Annotated in this window: 24 protein-coding genes; 23 read left to right on the top strand and 1 reads right to left on the bottom strand. The window is 32.7% G+C overall.

From position 1 onward, the window contains the following. From corA to ACU68Y_RS04165, 19 genes are all read left to right on the top strand, one after another. Nucleotides 1-1050 carry a magnesium/cobalt transporter CorA gene (gene corA, locus ACU68Y_RS04255; protein WP_002839777.1) on the top strand — a complete coding sequence of 350 codons (1050 nt, stop codon included), beginning with the start codon at nt 1-3 and terminating at the stop codon, nt 1048-1050. A 15-nt stretch (nt 1051-1065) separates the two neighbouring features. Further along, complete coding sequence (locus tag ACU68Y_RS04250) at nt 1066-1620, top strand: hypothetical protein (protein ID WP_060790201.1); 555 nt, start codon at nt 1066-1068, stop codon at nt 1618-1620. Then, nucleotides 1620-2108, top strand: a complete 489-nt coding sequence (locus ACU68Y_RS04245; RefSeq protein WP_035111287.1) for a dihydrofolate reductase — start codon at nt 1620-1622, stop codon at nt 2106-2108. Before ACU68Y_RS04250 ends, ACU68Y_RS04245 begins: the two co-directional genes overlap by 1 nt. Before the next feature lie 300 nt (nt 2109-2408). Beyond that, nucleotides 2409-3593 (top strand): zinc ribbon domain-containing protein, encoded by a 1185-nt coding sequence (locus ACU68Y_RS04240; protein WP_446755384.1) that lies wholly within the window; start codon nt 2409-2411, stop codon nt 3591-3593. An 8-nt stretch (nt 3594-3601) separates the two neighbouring features. Further along, entirely contained in the window at nt 3602-4516 is a 915-nt protein-coding gene (locus tag ACU68Y_RS04235; RefSeq protein ID WP_446755383.1) for a 1-phosphofructokinase family hexose kinase, read from the top strand. Nucleotides 4517-5063: 547 nt separating this feature from the next. Further along, nucleotides 5064-6059 (top strand): ABC transporter ATP-binding protein, encoded by a 996-nt coding sequence (locus ACU68Y_RS04230; protein ID WP_304151857.1) that lies wholly within the window; start codon nt 5064-5066, stop codon nt 6057-6059. Between the two features lie 9 nt (nt 6060-6068). Next, nucleotides 6069-7007 (top strand): ATP-binding cassette domain-containing protein, encoded by a 939-nt coding sequence (locus tag ACU68Y_RS04225; protein WP_002839841.1) that lies wholly within the window; start codon nt 6069-6071, stop codon nt 7005-7007. A gap of 1 nt (nt 7008) precedes the next feature. Then, the gene (locus tag ACU68Y_RS04220; RefSeq protein WP_154273318.1) at nt 7009-7977 is read left to right on the top strand and encodes an ABC transporter permease; all 969 of its coding nucleotides are present in this window, start codon (nt 7009-7011) and stop codon (nt 7975-7977) included. A 9-nt stretch (nt 7978-7986) separates the two neighbouring features. Further along, nucleotides 7987-8907 carry an ABC transporter permease gene (locus tag ACU68Y_RS04215; protein WP_002841409.1) on the top strand — a complete coding sequence of 307 codons (921 nt, stop codon included), beginning with the start codon at nt 7987-7989 and terminating at the stop codon, nt 8905-8907. Nucleotides 8908-8918: 11 nt separating this feature from the next. Continuing rightward, nucleotides 8919-10772, top strand: a complete 1854-nt coding sequence (locus ACU68Y_RS04210; protein WP_446755382.1) for an oligopeptide ABC transporter substrate-binding protein — start codon at nt 8919-8921, stop codon at nt 10770-10772. Nucleotides 10773-10909: 137 nt separating this feature from the next. Further along, the gene (locus tag ACU68Y_RS04205; RefSeq protein ID WP_446755381.1) at nt 10910-11866 is read left to right on the top strand and encodes an SH3 domain-containing protein; all 957 of its coding nucleotides are present in this window, start codon (nt 10910-10912) and stop codon (nt 11864-11866) included. Between the two features lie 42 nt (nt 11867-11908). Then, nucleotides 11909-12952, top strand: a complete 1044-nt coding sequence (locus ACU68Y_RS04200; RefSeq protein ID WP_446755380.1) for a DNA polymerase IV — start codon at nt 11909-11911, stop codon at nt 12950-12952. 68 nt (nt 12953-13020) lie between these two features. Further along, nucleotides 13021-13335, top strand: coding sequence for a PadR family transcriptional regulator (locus ACU68Y_RS04195; RefSeq protein WP_002839718.1), 315 nt, complete (start codon nt 13021-13023; stop codon nt 13333-13335). Beyond that, nucleotides 13336-14370: a DUF4097 family beta strand repeat-containing protein gene (locus ACU68Y_RS04190; RefSeq protein ID WP_012290293.1), complete on the top strand. Its 1035-nt coding sequence runs from the start codon at nt 13336-13338 to the stop codon at nt 14368-14370. It begins immediately after the preceding gene. A 129-nt stretch (nt 14371-14499) separates the two neighbouring features. Continuing rightward, on the top strand, nt 14500-15621 hold the full coding sequence (locus ACU68Y_RS04185; protein WP_446755379.1) for a THUMP domain-containing class I SAM-dependent RNA methyltransferase: 1122 nt from the start codon (nt 14500-14502) through the stop codon (nt 15619-15621). Nucleotides 15622-15633: 12 nt separating this feature from the next. After that, entirely contained in the window at nt 15634-16740 is a 1107-nt protein-coding gene (locus ACU68Y_RS04180; protein WP_002839783.1) for a PP2C family protein-serine/threonine phosphatase, read from the top strand. 8 nt (nt 16741-16748) lie between these two features. Next, complete coding sequence (locus ACU68Y_RS04175; RefSeq protein WP_446755378.1) at nt 16749-18026, top strand: glucose-6-phosphate isomerase; 1278 nt, start codon at nt 16749-16751, stop codon at nt 18024-18026. A gap of 1 nt (nt 18027) precedes the next feature. Then, on the top strand, nt 18028-18537 hold the full coding sequence (locus ACU68Y_RS04170) for a hypothetical protein (protein ID WP_002841210.1): 510 nt from the start codon (nt 18028-18030) through the stop codon (nt 18535-18537). A 16-nt stretch (nt 18538-18553) separates the two neighbouring features. Further along, on the top strand, nt 18554-20005 hold the full coding sequence (locus tag ACU68Y_RS04165; RefSeq protein ID WP_446755377.1) for a helicase HerA-like domain-containing protein: 1452 nt from the start codon (nt 18554-18556) through the stop codon (nt 20003-20005). 43 nt (nt 20006-20048) lie between these two features. Here ACU68Y_RS04165 and ACU68Y_RS04160 read toward each other — a convergent pair whose 3' ends face one another. Next, nucleotides 20049-20750 (bottom strand): class I SAM-dependent methyltransferase, encoded by a 702-nt coding sequence (locus ACU68Y_RS04160; protein ID WP_446755376.1) that lies wholly within the window; start codon nt 20748-20750, stop codon nt 20049-20051. A 112-nt stretch (nt 20751-20862) separates the two neighbouring features. Between ACU68Y_RS04160 and ACU68Y_RS04155 the strand changes: the two genes are divergently transcribed. The 4 genes from ACU68Y_RS04155 to ACU68Y_RS04140 are packed head-to-tail and all read left to right on the top strand — an operon-like array spanning nt 20863 to nt 23835. Beyond that, nucleotides 20863-21843: a C39 family peptidase gene (locus ACU68Y_RS04155; protein WP_446755375.1), complete on the top strand. Its 981-nt coding sequence runs from the start codon at nt 20863-20865 to the stop codon at nt 21841-21843. Further along, complete coding sequence (locus ACU68Y_RS04150) at nt 21844-22548, top strand: TrmH family RNA methyltransferase (RefSeq protein WP_446755374.1); 705 nt, start codon at nt 21844-21846, stop codon at nt 22546-22548. It abuts the gene before it with no gap. Further along, entirely contained in the window at nt 22548-23243 is a 696-nt protein-coding gene (locus ACU68Y_RS04145) for an HAD family hydrolase (protein ID WP_004166960.1), read from the top strand. Before ACU68Y_RS04150 ends, ACU68Y_RS04145 begins: the two co-directional genes overlap by 1 nt. Then, the gene (locus ACU68Y_RS04140; protein ID WP_094229567.1) at nt 23215-23835 is read left to right on the top strand and encodes an epoxyqueuosine reductase QueH; all 621 of its coding nucleotides are present in this window, start codon (nt 23215-23217) and stop codon (nt 23833-23835) included. The genes ACU68Y_RS04145 and ACU68Y_RS04140 overlap by 29 nt, the downstream gene beginning before the upstream one ends. Nucleotides 23836-23934 lie beyond the last annotated feature (99 nt).

Below are 23934 nucleotides of genomic sequence, written 5' to 3'. Positions count from 1 at the left end.
TTGGCTAATTTATTATTTGAGGATAGAATCAATGAAATATTAGAAACTCTTAGGCTTGAGAATGATCTCGAAAACACCAAAATTACTTTTTGCAGTTTTAATGAACATCATTTTGACAAACATCAAACCACAGACATCGATGATATCGAATTGAGAGATGATAGGATAAATTGGATATATATCACAGGATTATCTGATTCGGATAATTTTATAAAAATGAAAGAAAAATTCAAAATCCATCCTCTTATAATAGAAGATATGTTGGATGTAGAGCAGAGAACAAAACTAGAAGCTTATGACGATTATTTGTTCGTTGTAACGGATACTGTGGATTACGATATGTTCAATAGCGTAAAGGAATTGTCATTTAATCAAGTGTCATTCGTATTAAAAGAAAATTTGTTGGTAACTGTTGAACAAAACAAATCCACATCATTTGACAGAATTGTGGATAAATTAGAAAAAATACCTGTCTTTAGACCCAAAACTACAGACGGTCTACTTCTTTTGTTAATGGATGCGGTAATCGACAATTATTATCAAATTTTTGATATTTTAGGAGAATATATCGACGATTTGGAAGACACTATGATGACAAATCACGACGATGATGTTCTAAGAGAACTTTACACCATGAAGAAAAACCTGATATTTTTGAGAAAAACTTTGTGGCCGTTGCGTACAGTTATCAATGAAATGTCAAAATTCAGAGTCAATCTAGTCAGTCACAACACATCGATTTACATGAGAGATTTGTACGATCATATTATTCAAATGCTTGAATTCATCGAAGTGTATCGCGATATGATAAATTCCATGATAGACGCATTTGACACGAATATTTCCAACAGAACTAACGAAGTAATGATGGTGTTGACTGTGTGGTCGACGATATTTTTGCCGTTGACATTTTTGACTGGCGTTTATGGGATGAACTTTAAATATATGCCGGAGCTTCAAGGAAAATACGGATATATTTTGTTCTGGGTTACTGCGATTGTGATTACCAGCGTCATGATTTATTTCTTTAAAAAGAAAAAATGGATGTAATATAAAGGAGATTTTATGGAAAACAGTACTTTTTTGGCATCTGATTATGAAAAAGAACAAATCGATGCTATTAAAAAAATACTGCGAGTGTATTTTAGCGGAGATATAGAATTTAGCAAGAATTTTTCGAGTTTGAAACCAAACATAGATAACGAAAATCTGAAGAAAGTTTTGAATGAATTAGACGACAAAATAACCAGAGATGATTTGATAAGATATGTCAATGATATCAATATAATGGCTTATAATGATGAAAATAAGCTTTGTTTTATGTACGATGCGAACAGAAAATTCACAATAGAAAGAAAAACTGCGCTTGAAAATTATCCGCCAGAAAAAAACTATGGTTTTTGCCTTGATAAATGGATAAATAAATGCGAAATTACCCTTCACAATTCATCATCTGATTTACAAAATGCCATTTACAGCAGCATGCTTGATATTTGCTGCGAGGAAATGGGTATACTTGTAGTAAGAATCTGCGAGGATGATTTTGATTGGACAGATGATCATGCAATGGAAAAATTGAACGAAATTGTAAGTAATATAAGGAAGGGAGATTTTTGTTAATGAAAGTTATATTAGCAGTAGACAAAAATTTTGCGATAGGAAAAGATGGAGATATGCTTTTTTCGATTCCTGAAGACATGCAAAGATTTAAAGAATTGACTACGGGAAACATCGTAATCATGGGAAGAAAAACATTGGAATCTCTACCTGATTCAAAACCTCTACCAAACAGAACCAACATTATAATTACAAGCAAAGATTTGGATGGAATGTTGTGCGTGAAAAATGAAGAAGAATTGCTACGCACATTAAAAGAAATCAATCCAGATCACAAAATGACAGAGTATTTGATAGGTGGAGCAAACACCATTGAATCATTGATTCATTTAGTTGATGAATTCGTAATTACTTATGTTGATTGTGAATTTGAATACGATGCGAAAATAAGAAACTTATTCGAAGACCAAGATTTCTATGTATCAGAAGAATCAGACATTAAATCATACGAAGACTTGGATTATAGATATATGGTTTTTAAAAGAAAATAGGAAAAAGAGTATTACACATTCATGCTAAGAATATCATACGGAAAAAATTGCTTTGATTTCAAATCGAAAAAATCCGTCCAAAATCGTACCGCGTAAGCGAAGCGTGCTTACGATTTTAGGATTTTGAGATTCAGAAATCAACAATTTTCGTAGTCTAGATATTCGTGCATGATGTGTACTTACTCTTTTAAAATTCTGGGAATAATTAACCCAGTTTTTTATTGCCCAAATATTAAGATTTGGCAAAGTTATAATTCAGTATAATGTATTGTGATATAATACGGTTACGGAGGTGAGTAAATGCGTTGTCCTAATTGCAATGAAAAAGTGTTAGATACGGTGAATTTCTGTCACAATTGTGGATTTAATTTGAAGGAATATCGCGAAAATTTGAATCAACAAAAAAGTCAATCAGAAGTTTCACAACAAAAAGAAAATACGTCTACAGAGAAGGATTATTCATATTCAGATGATGTAATGAATATTTTCAATATAAAAACTAGCGAGAAATCTAATGAGCAACAAAAGTGCGAAGAAATCATCAATAAAAATAAAACCGAACGCAAACCGAAAAGAATTGAAGATATCTTCCAAGTGATTAACAAAAACAAATCTCAGTATGGAAAGTTCAATCCTGATGAAGAAGTTGAGAAGAAAATCAATCACGAGGATTCAAAAGAACCCGAAGAAAATTACGAAAACACGATTTTTATCACGAAAGGTTACGATGATGTCGAAGAAAAAAACAAAAGGGACGAGTCGATAAGATTCACATCGGATAAAGAGTTTACTATTCATAAATACGAGGATGAAGAAGATGATGATGTTGACAAATTTATGGATAATTTTGATTTGAAAACAAAACAAGTGTTTGACAAAATCAATCTGTTTTTCACGAAAATTTTGAAGAAAATGATGGGTGGAGTACAACCTTATAAATTCTCGATGAGATTAGCTGTTGTTGTATTGTCAGCGTTGCCACTTTTATTCTTTTACATGAATTCTACAAATCACTGGACACTTACTCAAAAATTAAAAGCTATCGTGGTTATGGCTTCAGTATTGATTTTAGATTTGTTACAAAAAGTTTTATCATATAGTTTGGGACTCAAACTAGCTGACACTAAACTTTACCAACCTATAGACAAAAATTTGAAAAAGAATATTTCTGTACTACTTTCTGTCGTAGAATCTTTAATATTCAGTTTATTCGGGGTACTAACAGCAGGGGGTCTTGTCGGATTTAGTTCGTCAGTATTTACGTTCACATTCTTGGGAGCGCACGCTTTTATATATTTGATTTCATTAGTAGTATTGATATTATTTGCGACGATTATTCTTATAGATAGATTTGATTACAAAAATATCTGGAAAATTTACGGCCTCAATGCAGCTGGAATTATCATAACGAGACTTGTGATGTTCATGGTAGTTATGACACTTCTTCAAAAAATATTTTTTGGACTTGCTCCAGGATTAATGTAGGTGATTAAATGATATATACAGTTACAATGAATCCTGCACTTGAATTTGTAAGTGAGGTTACGGATTTTAAATTTGACAAGAACAATATATCTGATTTTGATTTGATGCTACCAGCAGGAAAAGGAATCAATGTTTCAAGAATTCTGAAACAACTTGGCCTTCCAACAGTTGCAACTGGATTTGCAGGAGGATTTACAGGAGAATTTGTCGAAGATTGGCTTAGAAGAGAAGATATCAAATCTGAATTCGTAAGAATAGATGACAATACCAGAATCAATATAAAAATCACAGGAACAACGAAAACCGTAATTGAATCCAAAGGACCAAGCATTTCTCATCAAGAACTACAGGAACTATTATATTATTTATCCAGAGTCAAAGAAGGAGATACTGTATTCTTGTCGACGGCTTTTCCAAGAAATATTACAGAAACTGTAATCGAAAGAATGATTGCTATCTGCAAGGCCAACAAAGCACAATTTGTACTTGATATAGATGAGTATTATCTGGAGAAATTTGCAGATGAAGGATCACTTCTTGAAAATATCAGCGTAAAATGCTTGGAACATTTATTTAAAACCAAAATAAATTCAGAATCTGATTTGCTTAAATGGAAAAATGAAATATCTAATTTGAATTCAAAATTTGTCGTAGTTCCATTTGTAGAGAATAAAGTGTATTTGTTTCAAAAAGATTCCACATACGTATTTGAAATAGACGAAATAGCAAACCAAAAACGAGATTTTGTTATCGACTCAATAATCGCAGGATTTATCGCTACATTTATCAGAACTTCGGATTATGAAAAGTCTTTTAAAATGGCAAACGCATGTGCACAAGCTTCATTGAAGACAAAAGATTTGCCGAAAAAATTCCAAATAGACGACTGTCTTAAAGACATTAATATAGTAAAAATAGACTAAAATAAAAAAACAAGGTGTTGAATTAAATTCATACCTTGTTTTTTTATGTTGTAATAAATTAAGAAATGGAGATTTAATTGAAAATGAAAAAGTTTTCAATCTGTAAATATATTTTACCATTTCGATATATCGAAAGCAAGCTTTTTGTTACAAATTTTCAAATTTAATAAATTTGTAAATAGGCTCATGATTATTATTACTTTACCACAATAAAGAATATAAGTCAAGTGATTTTTATACAAAATTCGAAAAAAGCTCTTTAAAATTAAAAAAATCGTAGATGAATAAAAATAATTTTGAAAAAATTTCAAGAAAAACAATTAATCGCAGAAAATAGACAGGAAAACAAAATCATAAAATTTGTATTTCTGAGGAAAAACTGTAATATAATCCATAAAAACATAATAAACGCAAATTTTATACTGAAATTTTAAATCATAAAATAAATAATAATTGACAAATTCGTTTTATCTCACTATAATTAGGTAAAGTATTATTTATTAATCATACATAAATCATACGCAAAATAAACTGAAAGGAGAATAAGATGTCTGCTAATAAAAAAATATTGGAAGTTAATAATATGCATACAGCTTTTAGAATAAAAGACGATTATTACGATGCTGTCGACGATGTTTCGTTTGAATTATACGAAAACGAAGTATTGGCGATGGTTGGTGAATCCGGATGCGGTAAATCTACACTTGCTACTACTATTATGGGTCTACATAATATGAATTACACTCAAATTAGCGGTGAAGTTATATATAACGGCGAAAATATTTTAAATTATACAGAAGCTCAATTCAATGATTTGAGAGGTGGAGAAATTGGTATGATATTCCAAGATCCATTGGCATCGCTTAACCCATTAATGAGAATTGGCGAACAAATTGAAGAAGCTTTGTTTTATCATACAGATTTGGATAAGAAACAACGTCAAGAAAAGGCTATTGACCTTCTAAAAAAAGTAGGGATTGAAAATGCTGAAATTATAGCAAGACAATTTCCTCATCAATTATCAGGAGGTATGAGACAAAGAGTAATAATAGCAATTGCTTTAAGCTGTAAACCTCGTGTTTTGATAGCCGATGAGCCAACTACTGCACTTGATGTTACAATTCAAGCACAAATTCTAGATTTACTAAAAGAATTACAAAATCAAATGAATTCAGGGATTATCTTGATAACCCACGATTTAGGAGTTGTAGCACAGACCGCTGACAGAGTTTGCGTAATGTATGCTGGTCAAATCGTTGAGATTGCACCAGTAGATGAGTTGTTCAATAACCCACTTCATCCATATACGAGAAGTTTATTAAATTCCATTCCACAAGCAGATACTGATTCTGATCAGTTACATGTTATTGAAGGTATGGTTCCTTCATTAAAAAATTTACCAAGAAAAGGATGCAGATTTGCACCTCGTATTCCTTGGATAGATGATCATGAACACGAAGAAAATCCAGTACTACACGATGTTGGCAATGGACATTTGGTTCGTTGTACTTGCTGGAAGAATTTCCATTTTAAAGACGAATAGGAGGAAAATATGGGATTTTTAGAAGTTAAAAATTTGAAAGTTCATTATCCAATTCGTGGTGGATTTTTTAATACGGTTCAAGACTATATCAAAGCTGTTGACGGCGTGGATATGGATATTGAAGAAGGAAAAACTTATGGATTGATAGGAGAATCTGGTTCAGGAAAGTCAACTATAGGAAAGGCTATTGTTGGACTTGAAAAGATTACAGATGGACAGATTTTGTACGAAGGAAAAGATGTTACAAGTAGATCTTACAGAAAAAAGATTAACTACAACCAAGACGTTCAAATGATTTTCCAAGACTCAATGAGTTCACTTGATCCTAAAAAAAGAATATTGGATATAATTGCTGAACCTATCAGAAATTTTGAAAGATTAACACCAAAAGAAGAAAAAGAAAAGGTGTTTAAATTGTTAGATATAGTTGGACTTAATGAAAGTGCAATTTACAAATATCCATTTGAATTCTCAGGCGGTCAAAGACAAAGAATTGGTGTTGCAAGAGCTGTTGCATGTAACCCAAGATTAATTGTTGCAGATGAGCCTGTAAGTGCACTTGACTTATCAGTTCAAGCACAAGTATTAAACTACATGAAATTAATTCAACAAGAGTTTAATCTAAGTTACATTTTCATTTCTCACGATTTGGGAGTTGTAAGACACATGTGTGATTATATCTACATCATGCACAATGGGAAATTTGTAGAAACTGGAAATCGTGATGAGTTGTACTCTGATCCACAACACATTTATACGAAACGACTTATCGCAGCCATTCCACAAATTGATCCAAGTATAAGAAAAGAACTTAGAGATACTAGACAAGCTATTGAAAAGAAATTTGATGAACAAAAGAATGTCTACTACGATGAAAACGGATCAGTGTACGATTTAGAGAAGTACAAAGATTCTCATTATGTAGCGGCTAGAAAGGGGGAAATATAATATGACTAAAACAATAATAAGACGATTTTTAATAATGATTCCTCAATTGATAGTATTAAGTTTATTTATATTCTTTGTAGCTCAAAAGATGCCAGGTGACCCTTTCACAGGAAAAATCACACCAAGCACTGGTAACTCAAAGGTTGAAGAAGAACTTAAGATAAAATCAGGATTTTACGATCCATGGTATGTAAAATATAAAAGATGGGTTGGAAATGCAGTAAAAGGAGATTTTGGTGATTCATATACTCAAAAACTACCTGTAAAAGACGTTATAGGTTCAAGAGCCAAGAACACATTCTTCTTATCATTGTTCTCATTATTAATAATGTATGCAATTGCAATTCCATTGGGAATAAATGCAGGTAGGTATGACGGATCGCTGTTCGATCAAGGAGTTAACTTGTATAACTTCTTGGCACTAGCAACCCCGGGCTTCGTATTCTACTTGATAATGTTATTGATTTTCGGATATAAGCTTGGATGGTTCCCAACAAGTGGAATCATAAGCCTTGAAGCCTCAGCAAAAGGCGGCATGGCAGCAGTATTAAGCAGAATCTATCATATGCTACTTCCAGCAATATCTTATGCATTACTTACAACTATTGGAACTATCCAATATTTAAGAAATGAAGTTGTAGATGCAAAAAGCCAAGACTACGTAAGAACTGCAAGAGCAAAAGGGGTTCCTATCAAAAAAGTTTACAGCAAACACATTTTTAGAAACTCACTTTTACCAATAGCTGCATTCTTCGGATTCCAAATCACAGGATTATTAGCAGGTTCTATCATGATTGAAACAATTTTCGGTTACCAAGGAATGGGTTCACTATTCGTTGACTGTATCAACCAAAGAGACTACTCGGTTATGACAGCACTTGTTATGATATATGGATTCTTGACACTTTGTGGTTCATTATTAAGTGATATTATCATGAGTATAGTGGATCCAAGAATAAGGATAGAATAGGAGGTTTTTATGAAAGAAGTAAAAGTAACAGAAGAAAAGCTTGAAGAATATAAAGACCTTGCACATGATAATCCAACTGGTTTTAAAGTAATTGTCAATGAATTCAAAAAAGACAAATTAGCCATAATATCTTTAGTAGTATTAGCGGTTTTGTGGATAGGAATATTTGTTGGAGCAATGTTGCTTGATAAAAAACAAGTAATGATGGTAGATATTATGAATTCATACGCACCACCAGGAGAAGCTGGACATATTTTAGGAACAGACCAAGGTGGTAGAGATTTGTTCGGACAATTGATAATCGGAGCTAGAAACTCAATTGTAATAGGAATTGCCGTAACAGTACTTACATCTGCTATAGGCATAGTTGTAGGATTGTTGATAGGCTATTACGGCGGATGGTTGGACAATATTATAATGAGAATTATAGACTTCATCCAAATTCTTCCAACGATGATGATTATCATAGTTTTCGTAACAATAGTACCAAAATATTCGATGTTTACATTTGTAATGATATTTACAGTGTTCTACTGGACAGGAATGGCAAGGCTTGTAAGATCAAAAGCTCTTGCTGAAAGTAAAAAAGACTATGTAAATGCATCGAAGACAATGGGAACTAGCGATTTGAAGACGATGTTTACAGGAATATTACCAAATATTTCTTCAATATTAATAGTAGATATGACATTAAGTTTCGCCGGTAACATCGGTATTGAAACTGGACTAAGCTTTCTAGGTTTCGGGCTTCCACCATCAGATCCATCACTTGGAACATTGGTATCATTAGCCAGAAAACCAGAAGTTATTCAAGACAAATTATATGTATGGTTACCCGCATCATTATTGATATTGGTAATGATGTTGTGTATAAATTACATCGGTCAAGCATTAAGAAGAGCTTCCGATGCAAAACAAAGGAAAGGATAAGGGTGAAAATAATGAAAAAGAAATTCAAATCATTATTAGCTATCTTTTTAGTATTAGCATTCGTACTTACTGGATGTGGAAATGCAAAGAAAGATAGTGGAAAATCTTCAGACTCAGGTTCTAAACAAGAATCTAGTACTGGAAAGAAAGCCAATGAAGAAAACAAGGGCAACATAGTCGGAGAAAAAATGGGCGGCGGTGTTGTTGTTGAAAACGAAGGCACACCAATTAAAGGTGGTACATTTAGAGTAGGTATTCCTACAGACTCACCATTTAAAGGTATATTCAACAACGCATTATACGATGACAACTACGACTGGAATATCATTGGACCTACAATGTATACAGCAGCAAACGCTGGAGAAAGCTTGGAATTGAGAGATTCTGGAGCTGAAAAATTCGAATGGGATGAAAAAGCAAAAACTGCTACTATTAAACTTTCAGACTCATTCAAATGGAATGATGGAAAACCAGTTACTGCAAAAGACATTATAATCAACTACCTAATCATTGGTCACAAGGATTATCCTGGTGTACGTTATGATGATGATATGATTAATATCGTTGGTATGGAAGATTATCACGCAGGAAAAACAAAAGACATCTCTGGTGTTAAAGAAATCGACAACAAAACAGTTCAAATCCAATTTAAAGAATGGAAACCAGCAATCAAATGGGGCGCTGGAATCTGGGCTGAACCAAATAGCTACGATCAATTAAAAGATATACCAGTAAAAGATGTAATCTCTTCTGACCCAGTTAGAAAGAACCCTAAATCAGCAGGACCTTTCTACATTTCAAATGTAGTTCCTGGACAATCAGTTGAATTTTCAGCTAACGAACACTTCTGGGGTGGAAAACCAAAAATCGATAAAGTTGTAATGGAAAGAGTTCCAAGTTCACAAATCTTAGCTTCATTAAAAGCTGGTAAATACGACTATATCGCAGGTGGAGCACCTTCAGATACATTCAAAGAAATATCAGAATTAAAAGGATACAAAGTAGCAAGATTCCAAGATATGGCTTACACTTACTTAGGATTTAAATTAGGTAAATGGGACAAAGCTAAAGGCGAAGTTGTTGTAGATCCTAACGCTAAGATGGCAGATGTTAACTTACGTAAAGCTATGGGTTATGCAGTTGACAACAATGCTGTTGGTGAAAAATTCTATTTAGGATACAGATCACAAGCAACATCGGTTATAATTCCAATCTTCAAGGATTACTTCAATACTGAGCTTAAAGGATACAACTACGATCCAGAAAAAGCTAAAAAATTGTTAGATGAAGCTGGATACAAAGACGTTAACAACGATGGATTCAGAGAAGACAAAAATGGTAAACCACTTGTAATCAAATTTGCTTCAATGGCAGGTGGAGATATCGCTGAACCATTAGCAAAATACTACATCCAATGTTGGGAACAAGTAGGATTGAAAGTTGAATTAACAGGCGGAAGACTAATCGAATTCAACGCATTCTATGACAAACTTAAAAACGACGATCCAGAAATCGACGTATTCCAAGGTGCATGGGGAACAGGAACTAACCCTGATCCATCAGGATTATTCAGTAAGAAAGCATCATTCAACTACTACAGATACACTAATCCAGAAATGCAAAAAGCATTGGATAAGATTTCTGATGGTAAAACATCTGATGAAGATAGAGCACAAGCTTACAAAGATTTCGCTAAAGTAATGGAAGACAGTGTACCATTGATTCCAACACTTTACAGAGAAGCTTTATCTCCAATCAACAAGAGAGTTAAGAAATTTGATTTCAGATACGTACAAGATCTTAACAAAGATGACTTTAAATGGAATCAAATCGAACTTACAGCAGAAGAACCTCTAAAAGAATAATAGATTTTAGAATTAGTGGGGTGTAAATTTACACTCCACTTTTTTTGTTAAAAATATGTAAAAATAGGTAAAATATAACGTTTTCGTTTATTGACTTATTCTCTGTTATTCATTAGAATATTAGAGAGGTGTAATGAATGAAGCGAAAAAATATTATTGCTGTAGTTTTGTTAACTGTATTGATATTTGTTGGAGCTTTTGTGGGATTAAATATTTTTAATTCATCAAAGGCAGAAAAATTAGATAAATTGGCTCACCAATGTATAGTAGATGGTAATTACCAAAAAGCAGTTGACTATTACAGCGAATTATACGATAGAACAAACGATGGTTCTTATATTGATAAGAAACGTGAAGCTGTGGAGCTACTATCCTCCAAGAATAATTACGATTATGGTGTAAATTATTTGAAAGAAATGAAGTATATCGATGCAGCAAAAAGTTTTTTGAAAGTAAGTAACAAAGACAATGTCAACTATCAAAAAGCACAACAAAGATTGCAAGAAAGCACTCAAGCGGTGATAATTGCTAGCGATTCATTTGCTGAAGATGACAACTTTGATGCAAGCTTGAACATGTTAAACTCATATGCACGAGTTATGCCACATGAAACACTTGTAATTGATAAAATAAAAGAAGTAAAAAAAGCAAAGAATCAATACAATGAAAAGAAGCAAGAAGAAGAAAAACAACGTGCATTGTCCGAGAAAAAAGAAAAAGAAGCTAGAGAAAAAGCTGAAAAACTAGCCAGCGAATCATCTGAAGAATTAAAGAAAGAAAAAGAAAACTCAAAGAATCAATCTAACAAAGATGACAGTTATGAAACAGATGATAACAGAAGACTTATTGACTTGTGTATACGTCTTGTAGGTAAAACTTATTTGGTAACTACAGATAATGCCAAAATTTACGAAGAACCAAGCAATAAATCAGAAATGATTTCTTCAATTCCTATGGGAAGTGAAGTTTACATTTATGAAGCAAAGCCTGATTCAGGACAAAGAGTATGGTGTCATGCGATTATTAAAAGTGCAGATTCACTAAAATCTTATGATGCATGGATATCATCAAACAACTTAGAAATTAACGATTAAGCTCTCAATAATGAGGGCTTTTTTAGTAGAAAGGGGTGTGTTATGGATTTAAATTTTTTACATTTTGATTTGGATGCTTTCTTTGCGTCTTGTGAAATTCTCGATAATCCAAAATTAAAGCACGTCCCAATGGTTGTCGGTGGCAGAAGTCAGAGAGGGATTATTACTACTGCAAATTACGAAGCAAGAAAATACGGGCTACATTCTGCGATGCCGATATTTCAAGCGAAAAAAATTGTTCCAAACCTTGTTATAGTTACTCCTGATTTCGAGAAATACAGAAGAAATAGCGAGAAAGTTTTCAAAGTTTTGTCTAGTTTTTCTAATAAGATTCAAAAAATGAGCATAGATGAAGGTTGCATGGATATTTCTCATATTAAAATGGATAGATTAGAATTGGCAAACTTAATCCAAGAAAATGTGAGGATAAAAACAGGGCTGTCTATTTCAATTGGAATTAGCTACAACATGAGCCTTGCAAAGCTTGCTTCAGATTGGAACAAGCCTCATGGAATCAAAATCATCACACAAGATGATATTCCAAATATTTTGTTGGATTTAAAGGTTGGTAAGATTCAAGGAATTGGCAGAAAATCTGAAGAAAAATTAAATAAAATAGGAATTAAAAAAGTAAGCGATTTGTATGACTTATCCAGAAATAATTTGAGAGAATTGTTTGGCAAGTTTGGAGAGGTGATTTACGATAGAATTCGCGGAATTGATGAAAGGCAGTTGGATTTATCGCGAATTAGAAAATCTATCGGAGTAGAGTATACTTTTGAACGTGATTTGAAAAATTACAATGAGTTATTAAATAAGGCTAGTGAGTTCAGCGAAGAATTAAGTGATGATCTTCATAAGAAAAATATTAAAGCAAAAACTATTAGAATCAAAATAAAACTCAATGATTTTTCGGTGATTACAAAATCTATGACTCTTGAAGAATACATTAATGATTCCAGTGATATTTTCAGGATTGTGAAGTATCTTGTCGTTAATACGAAGATTGAAAAGTCTGTGAGGCTTTTAGGAATTACAGCGGCAAACCTGAGCGACACGACTTTTGAGCAATTAAAATTTCTGTAGTAAAAAACTTTGCACAATACCTTGCAATATATACTACCATGTATTATAATGTAATCAGGAGGTAAGATATGAACACACAATTAAAAAAAGGGATTTTAGAATTATGTGTCTTATCGGTTATATCTAAACATGACAGCTACGGATACGAAATTATAGATCAGATAAAAGATAAGATACCAATGAGCGAGGGAACAATTTATCCTATGCTTAGAAGATTGAAAAACGACAAATACTTGGAAGATTACACTGAGCAATCAGAATCGGGTCCATCTAGGAAATACTATAAAATAACAGATGAAGGAAAAAAATATTTGCACTCACAACTTGAAGACTACAAGAAATTGGTTGAAAGTGTCAAGGCCTTGTTAGAGGAGGGTTTTTAAATGAATAAAGAACAATTTATGGAACTTTTAGATTACTATTTTAGAAATGTAGATGAAACTACTTACAAGGAAATCAAAAATGACTACGAAGAACATTTTAGAATCGGAGTTGAAAACGGAAAGACTGAAGAAGAGATTTCAACTGAATTAGGTAATCCAAGAGAAATTTTCAACGAATGTAAAGAAGCTGGAATTATCAGAGAAAATAACTTCTTTGGTATGTTTAACTTGGATAGCATTGGTGATTTCTTCAATTCTAAAATTTTCGATCAATCAAAAGACAAAGACTACGATTTGTCTCAACAAACATTGGAATTCGACAATGATTTCCACAGAATAGAAGTTAAATCAAATGCAGACATCGATGTGTCAACTCATGAATTGGACAAAATAATCGTAACTTACACTACAACTGATGAATCACAAAAGTTAGATGTTGATTACATGAATCACGTGTTGAAGCTTGGAAAAGTTAAAATGGAAAAATTCTTCCAAAAAAGTTTCATCAAATCAATTTCTATTAAAATTCCACAAGACAGTGATTTGGGTTTGAATATCGCAACAGCAAGTGGAGATGTACATGTAGATGTTATTAGTAACGATGTTACTTGCAACACTTCAAGCGGCGATGTTGATATTACTACACAATCAAACAATGTAAATGTCAACACAGCAAGTGGAGATGTTCAAGTTTTCAAATGCAAAAAAGAAATCTACGTTAATACTGTAAGTGGTGATGTGAAGATAGTTTCTGAAAATCCTAAAATTACAGTGAACACAGTAAGTGGAGATATCAAAATCGACGTGGATGAAAATAAAGACTTGAATGTAAGGGGCGTATCGAGCGATATTAATATCAACATAAAAGAAAAGAAAGGTTCAATTGAACTTAGAACTGTCAGTGGAGAAATCAAAATCGACAGTTACTACAAGGATAGCTCCAAAAAAATCAGTAAATCTCACGACCAATCATTCACGAATGATGATGTAGAAATTAGTGCTGCAACAGTTAGTGGAAATATTACTGTAGATTAAATTACAAATTGACTGCAATGAAAAATCATTGCAGTTTTTTTATTGTAAAATTGCAGTTAAATATCATAATAAACAGAAAAAAACATTGAAAATATGATAAAATAGAAAGTAATATGGAGGAGAATAATTTTGAAAATAATAGTGACTTGTGCATTCGGTTTGGAGAGTTTAGTTAAAAGACAACTTTTGGATATGGGCTATGAAAATTTGAATGTAAACGACGGAAGAATAATACTTGAAGGCGATGAAAAAGATATCGCCAAATTAAATATAAATTTGAGATGTGCAGATAGAGTTCTAATCGAATTGGGTAATTTTAAGGCTGTATCATTTGAACAACTTTTTAAAGGTGTGGAAAAAATTAATTGGTTAGAAATTTTAGAAGCGGATTCCAATTTTATTGTAGAGGGTAGAAGTTACAAATCAAAATTATTTTCTATTAAAGATTGTCAATCGATTACAGAAAAGGCGATTATCAAATCTCTTCAGAAGAAATACAAGGTGGATTGGTTCTCTAAATCAAAGGGAAGATTCAGAATTGAAGTTAGTCTAGTAAAAGATATTTGTTCGATAACTTTGGATACTTCGGGAGACGGACTTCACAAAAGAGGCTACAGGGAAGAGTCAGTTCTTGCACCTATAAGAGAAAACTTGGCGGCAGGAATTATCGATTTGTCATTTGCAAACAGTGACAGACCTCTTGTGGATTTGTTCTGTGGTAGTGGAACTTTTGCGATAGAAGCTGCGAGAAAATTCAGAAATATTGCGCCAGGGATTGACAGAAAATTCGATTTTATTAATTTTAATGATAAATTTAACAATGCCTACAAACAAGAGCGTACCAAAGCTTTGGAGAGCATTGATTACGACAAAAAGATTGATATTTTTGCAAGTGATGTGGATGGATCTGCGATTGAAAAGGCGATTGCAAATGCGGAAAATGCAGGAGTCAGAGAAGATATTAGATTTGTAACGAGAGATTTCAGAAATGTTGTGTTAAATGATAATTACTTCGTTTTAATATCTAACCCACCTTACGGAAAAAGGCTTGGCGAGAGACAAGAAGCTGAGAAGATTTACAAGGATTTGGGAATAAAAATGGCAAAATTCAAGACGGCTTCCCAATATATAATCACAGATTGCGAAGATTTTGAGAAATTTTACGGCAAAAAAGCATCTAAAAATAGAAAGATGTACAACGGAAATATGAAGTGTTATTTGTATCAATATTTTGGTCCAAGACCTAAATAGGAGGAGATTTCCTTGGAGAAGAAATCAAGAGAAGGTGTTAGTGATTTCAAAGGATCTGATTATCAAGTTCTAAATTCGATGAAGGATTTAGTCAGAGTAATAGATAAAGATGGGGTTATAATATTTGCTAATAAGAGTATGATAAATTCAATGCCTATCAATCCTATAGGCGTGAACTGCTACTTGGATTACAGTGAAGATTTTCCAAAATGTTTGGCAGATAGAAAATACCGTTTGAACAGCACTATAAAAGAAAAAAGAAAAATAAATGGTGTGGACTATTCCATAACTTCTTCTCCAGTTAGAAATAAAGATGGAGAGGTTGTAAGCACTGTCGAGGTTTTCAGAGATATTTCAAAAGAGGTCAAAACTCAGATTGATTTGATTAATGCGAACAAGGACATTAAGGATGAAATAATCTTTGCAAAACACATTCAAAACAAAACTTTGCCTAGTAAGGGCGAGCATGTTGGGTTGGATTTGGATTACAGATATATTTCATCTAGGGATTTGTCTGGAGATATCATTGATTGCATCGACATTGATGAAAGATTTGTAGGAATTTATATTGCTGATGTTGTGGGCCATGGTATTGCGGCATCAATTCTTACGATGTTTATTAGACAGACAATGAGGTATTTGGTAAGTAGAATTACAGATTCTAGGCCAAAAAGAGTGTTGAAGGATTTAAACACAACATTTACCGAACTTAATTTATCTGTAGATAAGTATTTTACGATTTTTTACGGATTATACGATAGAAAACTAAAAATATTCTCGTATGCAAATGCTGGTCACAATGGGATTCCATTTTTGATTTCAAATGAGAAATTAGAAGAGTTAAAGGTTACGGGTCATCCTATTTCTCCAATGTTTGAAGGAATTGGCTTTACTCAAAGAGATATATTGCTATCCAGTGGCGATGAATTAATCATGTACACTGACGGTATAACTGAAACTAGAGGATTTGGAAACGAATTTTACGGCGAAGAAAGACTGAAAAGAGATTTAATGAAGGTTCCAGATAAAAGAATCGAATACGTGCTAAGCGAGGTGAATTCTTTTAGATTTTTGGAGCAAGATGATGATATTGTTTTAGTGAGCTTGAAGGTTCTATAGGAGGAAATATGTTTAAGCTAGATTTTTCAAATACGACAAGTCATAATTCTGTAGACACTTTAAAAACAGAATCCGTAAATGCTTTGGAAAAGCTTTTAAATAAAACCTGTGAAGGCAAGGAATTCACAGGATGGATTGATTTGCCAAAAAATTACGACCGCGAAGAATTTGAGAGAATTAAAAAATGTGCGAAGAAAATAAGAGAAACGTCTGATTGTCTAGTAGTTATAGGAATCGGCGGAAGTTATCTTGGAGCTAAGGCGATTGATTATGCGATGAGCAGTTATTTCGAAAAATCTGATATCGAAATTATTTACGCTGGTTTCCAATTGTCTTCTACTTATTTGTCTGAGCTTTTGGATTATTTGAAAGACAAGGATTTTTGTGTAAATGTTATAAGCAAATCGGGAACTACTACAGAGCCTGCAATCGCTTTTAGATTTATCAAAGAATTGATGGAAGAAAAATACACGAAAGAAGAATTAAAGGACAGAATTTTTGCTACAACGGATAAACATAAGGGTGCATTGAAGGAATTGTCTGATATCAATGGTTACGAAACTTTTGTAGTGCCAGATGATATCGGTGGAAGATTTTCTGTGTTGACTTCTGTTGGATTGTTGCCACTTTGTGTAAAAGGTTTGGATATTGATAAATTAATGATAGGCGCAGCAGATGCAATGGAAGAGTTTACTAAACTTGATTATGAATCAAACTTTGCTTTGCAATACGTTTCATTTAGAAATAATATGTATCGCAATGGAAAAGATATCGAGATAATTGTCAATTACGAGATGAGATTGAAATATTTTTCCGAATGGTTCAAGCAATTATTTGCAGAATCTGAAGGTAAAAACAACAAGGGTTTATTCCCGATGATTTGTAATTTCACGACAGATCTTCATTCTGTTGGTCAAATGATTCAAGACGGACAAAAAAATGTGTTCGAGACTGTGATTTCTGTTGAAAATCCACAAAAAGATTTGTTTATAAAATCTGATGATGATAATTTGGATAATTTGAATTATTTGAGCGGAAAATCAGTGGATTATGTGAACAAGATGGCTATGCAAGGAACACTTAATGCGCATTTGTCGTCAAATGTTGAAAGTATTGTCGTCAAAATCGATACGATTAATGAAGAAAATCTAGGATATATGATTTATTTTTTCGAGATGAGTGTTGCGATTTCAGCGCTTGTTTTGGGAGTGAATCCTTTTAATCAACCAGGAGTTGAAGAATACAAGAAGCAAATGTTTAAATTATTAGAAAAGCCGGGTTATTAATATGAAAGAGAATTTAAAAAAAATAGTTTTGTACGAGAAAAGTTACGAGGTTTCGAAAATAATATTGGTTTTATTGACGTCTGTACTATTTTTGAAATGTGCGAAGGTTGACCATGTTTTTGTCAAATCGTTTTTTATAACGGTACTTTCATTTGTACCTATAATTGGAGCAGGAGTGTATTTTGTTCCAGCAATCTTTCTTAATTTATTAGAATCAAATACACTCAATTTGGCGATTTACGTGTGGTTGTTATTGGTAGTAATATGTATTGACAGAATACTCTACAGTGTTTTTTATGATTTGCCGTTTGATTACAGCCCGATATCTTACGTTATTATGGGAATGATTTTATATTTGATATTTGGGAAATACACATTGTTGGTGTTCGCACTTTCAGTGTGTGCAGTTACAGTGTACAACAACTACAACAAGTATAAGAAAACAAAAGTTTTTTACAAGAAAGCAACGTTTAATTTTATTGATTTGAAACAAATTATACAAGAGAAATAGAAATACGGAGGAAATAGTGGAAAAATTATTGATTGCAAGAGGAAACGAGGATATCGAACTTCTTTCAAATAAAGTGAACCAACATGGGCTCATTGTTGGAGCAACAGGAAGCGGAAAAACTGTTACATTAAAAGTTTTGTGCGAATATTTTTCCGATTTGGGAGTGCCAACTATTTTGTCAGATGTTAAGGGAGACTTGTCAAACTTGGCATCTGTCGGCGAAATGAACGACAACTTGAAATCCAGACTTGATGAAATGAATATTACAGATTTTAATTTCAAAAACTATCCTGTGAATTTGTGGGATGTTTACGGAGAAGCTGGTCTTCCATTGAGAGTTTCAGTTTCTGAAATGGGTCCGATTTTATTGTCACAAATTTTGGATTTGAACGATACACAAGCTGGAATTTTGAATATTGCATTCAGGGTTTCTGATGAAGAAGGACTTTTGCTTTTAGATATTAAAGATTTGCGTTCAATGCTTAATCATTTGTCCGATAACAAGGATGTTTATTCGAAAAAATACGGAAATATAACTACCCAAAGTATCAGTGCAATTATGAGAAAATTATTGTACATTGAGGATATGGGTGCTGATAAATTCTTGGGGGAACCAAGTTTGGATATAAAAGATTTGATGAAGACAGATTCTGATGGACGTGGATTTGTGAATATAATTTCTGCGGCAAAACTTATCAACGACAAAAACTTGTATTCTATGTTTTTGTTGTGGCTGTTGTCAGAACTTTTCGAATCGCTACCAGAAGTGGGCAATCCAGAAATTCCAAAATTAGTATTTTTCTTTGATGAAGCACATTTGTTATTTGACAATGCAAACAAGATGATAATGGATAAAATCGAACAAGTTGTAAGACTTATTCGTTCAAAAGGTGTGGGAATATTCTTCATCTCGCAAAATCCACTCGACATTCCAGATTCGATTTCTTCACAACTTGGAAATAGAATTGTACATCAATTGAGGGCATTTTCTCCAAAAGAATTGAAAGCTGTGCAAAAAGTTTCTGAAACTTTCAGAGCAAACGCCGATATGAATGTAAAAGATGAAATTGTAAATTTAAGAACTGGTGAAGCGTTGATTTCATTCTTGGACGAAAAAGGAGCACCAAGTATTACGAAAAAAGGGCTTGTTCTTCCGCCACACTCATCATTTACACCACTTTCTCAATCTGATGTGGATTATATCGTGAAAAACTCTGATTTGAATCAAAAGTATTCTCAATCAATTGACAGGGAATCTGCCTATGAAATATTGCAAAACAAATTGCAAAATCAAATCAAAGAAGAGCCGGAAAAACAAACCAAGAAGTCTACTAAACAAGAAAAATCTCAGCTAGAAGATTTCGCAACTAAAAGCATCAACTCGATGCTTGGTAGTTTTACAAGACAAATCGGAAGAGACATCGCTCGTGGAATATTCGGATCAATTAAAAAGAGCATAAAATTTTAAAGAACCTCCCATTTGGGAGGTTTTTCATTTCTAGAAAATATTATTATTTTTCGGCACTTAAAACCAATGGTCTGGAATTTTCTTTGTCAAATTCTGATTTGTTAAATCCACCGTAGATTTTTACATTCTTAAAACCATTTTGTTCTACAAGTTTTACTAATTCGTCTGATGTTATTGGAAATAAATTAACGTCGTTTTCAATTGATCGGCCATTTGCTGTCATTACTGTGTTAAATCGTATGAAATCGCCATTTTTGAAATATTTTCGTACAAATTCGACTTTTTCATTTTTGATAGTTGGAAGAGATCCCAAATAATCGTCATCAACTTGTAAAAATGGATAAAAGTTTATGATTTGGAGTACAAGATTTCCGTTTGGGTCTAACTTGTCGTAGCATTTTTTCAAAAACTCGTCGATTTTTTCTGTAGAATCCAAGTGTACAAGAGAATTTCCGATGCAATAAATCAAACCAAAATCATCCTCTAATTTGTCGATATCTAGCATATTCATCAATTTAGCATCTATTTTGTTCTCTCTAATAGCTCTGTCGACGAATTTTTCTTCCAAATCAATTCCAATCACATCAAATCCATCATCTTGAAGTCTTTTTGCAACTTTTCCAGTAGCACATGCTACATCCAGGATTTTCCCATGTGCACATTCTTTTAAAAAATTTATTTGTTTATCATTTGGTTGGAAAATATCCTCGTAATTATCTGAAATTGAATCGTAAAATTTGCTCATATCATCACCTCAATGTATATATACCCAACTAATTGTTACAATTTTATAAAGTTGTCATAATTTTGTAATAATTTCAAATCCTATGATATAATTAGATAAATGAGGTGGAAATTTGATACACAATAATCACGATAGATTTCTTGAAGAAAAAAGAAAACGAGCGGTTAAAAGGAGACTTATTGTTTGCGTTTTTCTTCTGATAATTCTATTTTCAATCATAAAAGTAAAAAAAGACAGGCAAGAGTATGCAGAAGAAAAAATACAAGCTGAGATTGCTCACGAGAAAAAGGCGTCTCAACAACAATCGGAATCTGAAGAAAAACCTGTGAAAAAAGAAAAAACCGACGAAGAAGTTTTTGAAGAAATTAGAAAAAACGAAAATATTTTTTCGAATACTTTTAAGAGGAATGAATTGTTGCATAATTTGGAAATTTACGCGAAATACAATCCTAATGCAAAGCTAGTTATGAAAAATGCTGATGATATTCATCCATCGTTATTGAAACTTGCAGGAAATAATTATACTGCTGTGAATTTCGTAGCAAAAACTATAGATCCAACAGTCAAAAACGAGTATTCTTATACTGAAAAAGCAAACAAATCGAATGTGCCATTGTATTTGCAATGGGACAAGAGATGGGGATATGAAAAATACGGCTACGGAATTATTGGATTTACAGGATGCGGTCCTACAAGCTGTGCGATGGCGATGTCGTATTTGAAAAACGACCCTTCAATTACTCCTGCAAAAATAGCAGAAGAAAGTGATCGTAACGGATTTTCGTCATCAGAGGGAACAAGCTGGGGATTTTACCCTTACATTGCACGAAAATACGGATTAAAAGCTGTGCAAATGGATGAAAATTATAATGTTATAAAAGAAAATGTAAAAAAAGGAAATCCGATTCTTATTTCTGTAAGACCTGGAGATTTTACACGAACGGGTCATGTCATGGTGATTTCGGGAATGGATTCAAATGGAAATATTATATTAAATGATCCAAACAGTTTTATCAATTCACAAAAAACTTGGAAATACGATAGATTAAAACCACAAATCAAAGCAATGTGGGTTTTTAGTAATGGAGTATAAATGAAAAAATACACGAAATACAAAAAAGATCTTGAATATTCTTATACAATGGGACCTTTTCCAACTTATGAACTTATTGAAAATAAGGCTGATATTGTTGAGGAGGTCTTAATTTCTGAGGATTTCAATGACACCGAAAAATTGATAAATATATTAAAAGAAAAGAAAATTCCGTACACTATTTCAAGTAAACAAATCAACAAAATTTCATTAAAGGATAAGGAATACGTGATTGGAGTTTTCAGAAAAGAAAAATCCAATTTCCAAGAAAAAAACCACATAATTTTGGATGGAATAGACAATATGGGAAATCTAGGCACTATTATGAGAAGTATGCTTGCTTTTGGTTACAAGGATTTGGCGTTGATTTCAAATACGTGTGATGTTTACAATCCAAAAGTTGTCCGTGCGAGCATGGGGGCTTTTTTCAAATTAAATATTCAAAAGTTTGATAATTTAGAAGATTACAAGAAAAATTTCCCAGACAATAAAATTTATTCATTTTTGTTAGATGAAAGCTCAAATGAACTTGGTGATGTGAAGTTTGATGAGCCATTTAGCTTGGCGTTTGGAAATGAAGGGGCAGGGCTTCCAAAAGAATACTACAATGAAAACAAAATTTTCATCAATCAATCAAAAGATGTGGATTCTTTAAATTTGCCAATAGCTTGCTCCATTGCAATGTATGAATCGAAGGTGATTTAATGAAGAGAGTTTTTGTATTTGATTTGGATGGAACGTTGATAGATTCAATAGAAATGATTAATAATTGTTTCAACCATACTACGCAAAAATTTGGACTCAAACCTGTAGAAAAAGAAAAATTCAATTATTTTCTTGGAGATGGACCTAAAATTTTGGTGGAAAAATCTTTGAATTATTTGATACAACGAGATAGTTTGGATGAAGCAAAAATTCATTCGCAATTTAACGAAATTTACGAGAGTTACATTGAATATTACAATGGATATGACGACAAGAAAACACAGTTGTATCCACATATAAGAGAAAGCTTGGATAAGTTAAAAGAAATGGGCGCGCTTGTTTGCGTGTGCACGAACAAAACTCTTCCTGCAGCAGAAAAAATTTTGAATAATTTATTTCCACAAGGCTATTTTGATTATGTGTCTGCATTGGAAGATGAAACTAAAAGAAAGCCAAATCCGTATTTGCTCGAAAAAATTGTGGAAGATTTGGATATTAAAAAAGAAGAGATTGTATATTTTGGAGATACAAACACAGACATTGAAACGTGCAAAAATGCGAAAGTAACAAGCGTTGGTGTTGAGTGGGGTTTTAGAGAAAGAGAAGAGCTAGTAGAATCGGGAGCGGATTTTGTGATTTCCGATCAAAGAAGGATAGTTGATTTTTATGGAGAATTACCAAAAAATATTGGATAAAACAATTGAAAATCTAAACGGAGGAGAAACACTTCTTCTTCACAGTTGTTGTGGACCTTGCTCAAGTTATGTTTTGGAATATTTGTCTCAGTATTTTAAGATAACAATTTTGTTTTACAATCCAAATATTTCTCCGCAATCTGAGTTCGACAAGAGAGTTGTGGAGCAGAAAAAAGTAATCGAAAATACAAAAGCAAAATATCCGATAGATATAATTGTTGACAAGTACGATCCAGATGAATTTTATAAAAGAGTAGAGCCATACAAGGATCTTGGCGAGAAATCAAGGCGCTGCTACGAGTGTTACGATTTGAGAATCGACAGAACATTTGACATTGCAGATGAGATGGGTTTTGATTTTGTAACGACGACTTTATCAGTTAGCCCTCACAAAAACAGTCAATGGATTAATGAAATTGGAGAAAAATTGGAAAAAACTCACAAAACCAAATTCTTACATTCCGATTTCAAAAAGAAAAATGGCTACAAGAGATCAATTGAATTATCGAAGGAATTTGATTTGTATAGGCAAGATTATTGCGGATGTGTTTACAGCAAAAAAGAAGCGGAACAACGACATAATAATGATTGATTGAATCGGTGAATATTCGCCGATTTTTTTGTGAGAAATTTTGCTCACAAAAAAATAGATAATGGTGTTAAGTATTTGTATCGGCTAAAGTTGTTTGAT

Source organism: Finegoldia sp. P1-F-LS, assembly GCF_052932205.1.
This window is presented reverse-complemented; position numbering and strand designations above follow the sequence as displayed.